General features: G+C 71.9%; 5 protein-coding genes. All 5 read left to right on the top strand.

From position 1 onward, the window contains the following. The first annotated feature begins 45 nt into the window (after positions 1-45). Entirely contained in the window at positions 46-486 is a 441-nt protein-coding gene (locus CCN56_RS36610; protein WP_086832049.1) for a GtrA family protein, read from the top strand. A gap of 108 nt (positions 487-594) precedes the next feature. Then, positions 595-1,698, top strand: coding sequence for a glutamate 5-kinase (gene proB, locus CCN56_RS36605; RefSeq protein WP_086832048.1), 1,104 nt, complete (start codon positions 595-597; stop codon positions 1,696-1,698). Positions 1,699-1,849: 151 nt separating this feature from the next. Beyond that, positions 1,850-2,368: a hypothetical protein gene (locus CCN56_RS36600; protein ID WP_086832047.1), complete on the top strand. Its 519-nt coding sequence runs from the start codon at positions 1,850-1,852 to the stop codon at positions 2,366-2,368. 82 nt (positions 2,369-2,450) lie between these two features. Continuing rightward, positions 2,451-3,734 carry a glutamate-5-semialdehyde dehydrogenase gene (locus tag CCN56_RS36595; RefSeq protein ID WP_086832046.1) on the top strand — a complete coding sequence of 428 codons (1,284 nt, stop codon included), beginning with the start codon at positions 2,451-2,453 and terminating at the stop codon, positions 3,732-3,734. Between the two features lie 90 nt (positions 3,735-3,824). Further along, positions 3,825-4,356 (top strand): hypothetical protein (locus CCN56_RS36590; protein ID WP_107484280.1); only part of this gene is annotated, 532 nt, incomplete at its 3' end.

Here is a 4,356-nt window from a genome sequence, read left to right as displayed (position 1 = left end):
AGGTCCGAGGCCGGTTCCGGCGGTCGGCGGGCGCGGCTCGCCGAGATCTTCCGCTTCGCGCTCGTCGGCGGCGTCAACACCGGGACCTTCTTCGGCTGTTACCTCCTCCTGCACCCCTGGATGCCGTACTTCGCCGCGTACTCCCTCGCCTTCCTCCTCAGCATGATCGGCTCCTTCTTCCTCAACACCTACTTCACCTACCGCACCCGGCCGACGTGGAAGAAGTTCGCCCTCTTCCCGCTCACCAACGTCACCAACTACCTGGTGCAGAGCGTCGGTCTCTACGCGCTCGTCACCTGGGCCGGAATGGACGACAGGATCGCGCCACTCGTCGCGGCCGTCGTCGCGATCCCGTTCACCTACCTGATCTCCCAGCGGATCCTGGTGCCCCGCTCCACCGGCAGGCCCGCCGACGCCCCCGATCCGTCCGGTCCGTCCGGTCCAGGGAGCGAAACGGACGAGCGGCATCCCTCCCGGCTCGCGTAGATTGCCTGGCAGCCGCGGCGGGGAGCACGCGGCGCGCAGCACAGCCGAGTGAGGACGACGCAGGTGACGACCCAGGTGACGGGACAGACGGACGTGGCAAGGCAGTACGTGACGGAGGCCCGCAGAATCGTCGTCAAGGTCGGCTCCTCCTCGCTCACCACCGCCTCCGGAGGACTCGACGCCGACCGCGTCGACGCCCTCGTCGACGTGCTCGCCAAGGTCCGCAGCGGCGGCGAGAAGGAGATCGTCCTCGTCTCCTCCGGTGCCATCGCCGCGGGACTCGCACCGCTCGGCCTCGCCCGCCGCCCCAAGGACCTCGCCCGCCAGCAGGCCGCCGCCAGCGTCGGCCAGGGCCTCCTCGTCGCCCGCTACACCGCCTCCTTCGCCCGCTACGGCGTCCGCGTCGGCCAGGTCCTCCTCACCACCGACGACACCAGCCGGCGCGCCCACTACCGCAACGCGTACCGCACCCTGGACCAGCTCCTCGCCATGGGCGCGCTGCCCGTCGTCAACGAGAACGACACCGTCGCCACGGACGAGATCCGCTTCGGCGACAACGACCGGCTCGCCGCCCTCGTCGCCCACCTCGTCCGCGCCGACCTGCTCGTGCTGCTCTCCGACGTCGACGGGCTGTACGACGGAGACCCGTCCAAGCCCGGCACCTCGCGGATCGCCCAGGTCACCGGCCCCGCGGACATCGCCCACGTCGAGATCGGCTCGGCCGGCAAGGCGGGCGTCGGCACCGGCGGCATGGTCACCAAGGTCGAGGCCGCCCGGATCGCCGCCGCCGCGGGCATCCCCGTGGTCCTCACCTCCGCGAGCCGCGCCGCCGACGCCCTCGCCGGCCGGGACACCGGCACGTACTTCCACCGCACCGGCCGCCGCTCCGCCGACCGGCTGCTCTGGCTCGCCCACGCCTCCACCCCGCAGGGCTCCCTCAGCCTCGACGACGGAGCCGTACGAGCCGTCGTCGAGGGCAAGAAGTCCCTCCTCGCGGCCGGTGTCGCGGCCGTCGAGGGCGACTTCGTGGCCGGCGACCCCGTCGAGCTCCGCGACTCCTCCGGCCGGGCCGTCGCCCGAGGCCTCGTCAACTTCGACGCCAAGGAGCTGCCCCGGATGCTCGGCCGCTCCACCCACGAGCTCGCCAAGGAGCTCGGACCGGAGTACGAGCGCGAGGTCGTCCACCGCGACGACCTGGTCGTCATCCACTGACGCGGCCGACGCCGAAACGGCTGAAAGTCTGGCCATCCGGAAGGGACCTTTACCAAAACCGCCCCATGTCCCGCCTCGGGCTGGTCAACTTTGTCTCGGGGGTAAGACAAGGCGGGGTACAGCACCACACGCATCACACAGGAGGCCGCCGGTGAGACGAGCGCGCCCAGGGGCACCGCCCCGCGGGACTGCCGAACGCGCCCTGACCAGTGTCGAGGCCGGAGCCGACTTCGACGAAGCACGGGACAGGTCGGACAGGTCAGCCAGGTCGGACCTGTCCACGGACAGGAAGACCGAGACCACCACCGAGACACGTGAGGAACGGCCGGTGTCCAAGCTCTGGCACATCACCCTCAGTGTGTCGGGCGTGGAGTCACCGCTGAAGGAGGTGCGACGCGGGCTCGAACAACTGGCCCACGACCACCCCTTCCTGCTGACCAGCCGCTACGCCAACGACCACGCCGAGATCCGGTACTGGGAGGAGGCCCGCGACCTGCACGACGCGGCGGCCGTCGCCCTGCGCCTGTGGGGCGAGCACCGGCAGACCGCCAAGCTGCCGCCCTGGGAGATCGTGGGCCTGGAAGTCATCGACCGCGAGACCTACCACCAGCGGATCGCGGAGGGCTACGGCCCGCCGCCCGCCGCCCCGGTCGGCGTCCACCCGTACTGACGACCGGATCTCCGCCCAGGGATACGTCTCGGAGTGCGGGATACGTGAGGGATGTCCGCAGGGGTGCCAGTACCCTGCGGACATGACCTCGCTCACGCCCCTCGACAACCTCTCCCCGGTCACCCGGGCCGCCTACCGGGCCCGTGGCGCCGCCGCCGAAATCGCGCCACTCCCGCGCGCGGCCAAGGACGACGCGCTCCTCGCGATCGCGGACGCCCTCGAAGTCCGCACCGCCGAGATCGTCGAAGCCAACGCCGTGGACATCGCCAAGGCCCGCGAAGCCGGGACCAGCGAGGCCATCATCGACCGTCTGACCCTCACCCCGGAGCGCGTCCGGGCCATCGCCGCCGACGTCCGTGACGTCGCCGCGCTGCCCGACCCCGTCGGCGAGGTCGTCCGCGGCCAGACCCTCCCCAACGGCATCGACCTGCGCCAGATCCGCGTCCCGCTCGGCGTCGTCGGCATCATCTACGAGGCCCGCCCCAACGTCACGGTCGACGCCGCCGCCCTCTGCCTCAAGTCCGGCAACGCCGTCCTGCTCCGCGGCTCCTCCTCCGCGTACGCCTCCAACACCGCCCTGGTGACCGTCCTGCGCGACGCCGTCGGCGGCGCCGGACTGCCCGCCGACGCCATCCAGCTCGTCCCCGGCGAGTCCCGCGAATCGGTCCGCGAGCTGATGCGCGCCCGCGGCCTCGTCGACGTCCTCATCCCGCGCGGCGGCGCCTCCCTGATCAAGACCGTCGTCGAGGAGTCCACCGTCCCGGTCATCGAGACCGGCACCGGCAACTGCCACGTCTACGTCGACGCCCAGACCGACCTCGACATGGCCGTCGACATCCTGGTCAACTCCAAGGCCTCGCGGGTCAGCGTCTGCAACGCCGCCGAGACCCTCCTCGTCCACCAGGACGTCGCCGAGGCCTTCCTGCCCAAGGCGCTCGCCGCCCTCGCCGAGGCCGGCGTCACCGTCCACGCCGACGAGCGGGTCCTCGCCCTCTCCGAGGGCTCCAAAGCCACCGTCGTCCCGGCCACGCCCGAGGACTGGGAGACCGAGTACCTCTCGTACGACATCGCCGCCGCCGTCGTCGACTCCCTCGACAAGGCCGTCGAGCACATCCGGATGTGGTCCTCCGGCCACACCGAGGCGATCGTCACCACCTCGCAGGCCGCGGCCCGCCGCTTCACCCAGCTGGTCGACTCCACCACGGTCGCCGTGAACGCCTCCACCCGGTTCACGGACGGCGGACAGTTCGGCTTCGGCGCCGAGATCGGCATCTCCACCCAGAAGCTGCACGCCCGGGGCCCCATGGGCCTTCCCGAGCTGACCTCGACCAAGTACATCGTCACCGGTGACGGTCACGTGCGGTAACACCTCCTTACTTATCGGTACGGGGAGGACGGGCAGGGAGGCTTCGCACTCTCCCTGCCCAAAACCACCTTCCGGGTCTACTCTGAATCCGTGCCGGACGACGTGGGGGGAAGGCCGTTCCAGGACGGCGGGGACCCCGAGGAAGTCGACCGCGGAGGCGCCGACGAGGTCCACGCCGACGTGGTCTTCGACGAGGCCTTCGTCAGGGCCGCCACCATCCACGAGCCCACCGCGGTCGAGCGGCTCCTCGCCGCCGCCCAGGCCCGTGCCGAGGCCGAGGCGGCCCGCGCCCGCGCCGGTGGCGGATCCGTCGAGGACGACCCCTACGAGGACGGCCCCGATCCCTTCGGTCTCACCTACGAGCCCGACGACATCGGCGACGACGCCAGCCCCTACGGCCGCCACGGTGGGGCCCTGCGCCCCTACCGGGGCCGCGCCCGCTGGCTCCGGCCCGTCGCCTGGGTCCTCGCCCTCGTCATGGGCGTCGGCATGGTCGCCCTCGCCTTCAGCGCCGTCTACCGGGGCGCGGCCGCCAACCACGAGGACCAGGTCCCGCCGCCGGCCACCACCGGCGTCGACACACCGAACCCCAACCCGGCCCCACCGGCCGCCCGCGCCCTCC

The sequence above is a fragment of the Streptomyces sp. NRRL B-24572 genome, assembly GCF_002156145.1.
GTDB classification, from domain to species: Bacteria; Actinomycetota; Actinomycetes; order Streptomycetales; family Streptomycetaceae; genus Streptomyces; species Streptomyces vietnamensis.
This window is presented reverse-complemented; position numbering and strand designations above follow the sequence as displayed.

Excerpts from the sequence above, each read along its gene's own strand:
- CCN56_RS36595 (WP_086832046.1), top strand. The coding sequence starts at position 2,451 with ATGACCTCGCTCACGCCCCTCGACAACCTCTCCCCGGTCACCCGGGCC.